Annotated in this window: 1 protein-coding gene; it reads left to right on the top strand. The window is 68.9% G+C overall.

Annotated features, from left to right (window positions below):
* A partial coding sequence (locus tag ABGB08_RS54615) for a transposase (RefSeq protein ID WP_347608527.1) occupies window positions 1-1,205 on the top strand: 1,205 nt, incomplete at its 5' end.
* Between the last annotated feature and the right edge of the window lie 25 nt (window positions 1,206-1,230).

Raw genomic sequence — 1,230 nt, 5'->3', positions numbered from 1 at the left:
ATGCCGGGCACGCTCGGTACACCTACCGGTTGCGTGTGTCCCAGGCCGCGCTTGCCGCGCTGGAAGCCGAGTGGGCGCGCTGCCGGTGGGTCTGGAACGAGTCCGTCGCCAAGTCCAAGCAGGTCTACGCCGTCAACCAGAACCTGCCCGCGGGCCAGGCCAAGCTGACCTGCGGTCCGGCACGATTGGACCAGATGCTGACCGAGGCCCGCGCCCGCACACCGTGGCTGGCCCAGGGATCCTCGGTCCCGCAGCAGCAGATCATCCGGGACTTCGGCAAGTCCCGTGCCAAAGCCTTGAAGGACATCAAGGACCGGCTGCCGATCAGGCAGCGGGCCGGGATGCCGAGATACAAGAAGAAACGCGGGTCGGATCCGACGCTGAACTACACCCGTAACGGGTTTCGGCTGACCGGCGGCCGTCTGCACCTGGCGGGCGGGATCGCCGTGACCGTGGTGTGGTCGCGGGAGCTGCCCGCGCAGCCGTCCTCGGTGCGCGTGTACCGTGACAGTGTCGGCCACTGGTACGCGAGCTTCGTGGTTGCGGCCCAGGTGCGGCCGCTGCCCGCCACCGGCCGCGTGATCGGCGTCGACTGGGGCGTCAAGGAGACCGCCACCACCACCTCCGACGCCTACGACCTTCCGCATGCCGAGCACGGCAAGAACGCCGCATGCAAGCTCGCCCGGTACCAGCGGATGATGGCGCGCCGCCGGCGGCCCAAGGGCAAGGCGCAGTCCAAGGGCTACCGAAAGGCGCAGCGGCAGGTTGCCCGGCTGCACAAGAAGGTGGCCCGCCAGCGGACCGACACCGGCCGCAAGTGGGCCAGGAAGGTGGTTCGCGACCACGACGCCATCGCGGTGGAGGACTTCCGGCCGAAGTTCCTCGCCAAGACCACCATGGCCAGGAAGGCCGCCGACGCGGCGATCGGCGCCACCAAGCGGGCACTGATCGAGATGGGCCGCAAGCACGGGCGGGACGTCCGCCTCGTGCACCCCGCGCACACCACGATGGACTGTGCGCAGTGCGGAGCGAGAACCAAGCACGCACTTCCCCTTTCCGAACGTACCTACGCGTGTACCGCGTGCGGATTCTCCTCTCCCAGGGACAAGAACTCCGCCTACGTGATGCTCGCCCGGGCTGGTCTGGCCCCGGCTGGTGTTGATGGCGTAAGACCTGCCGGGACGTCGTCCCGGCAGGCAGCTTGAGCCAGGAATCCCCGTCCTTCAGGGC

This window comes from Acrocarpospora sp. B8E8, from assembly GCF_039871605.1.
GTDB classification, from domain to species: domain Bacteria; phylum Actinomycetota; class Actinomycetes; order Streptosporangiales; family Streptosporangiaceae; genus Acrocarpospora; species Acrocarpospora macrocephala.
Note: the sequence above shows the minus strand (reverse complement) of the source record. Positions and strands in the feature narration are given on the sequence as shown.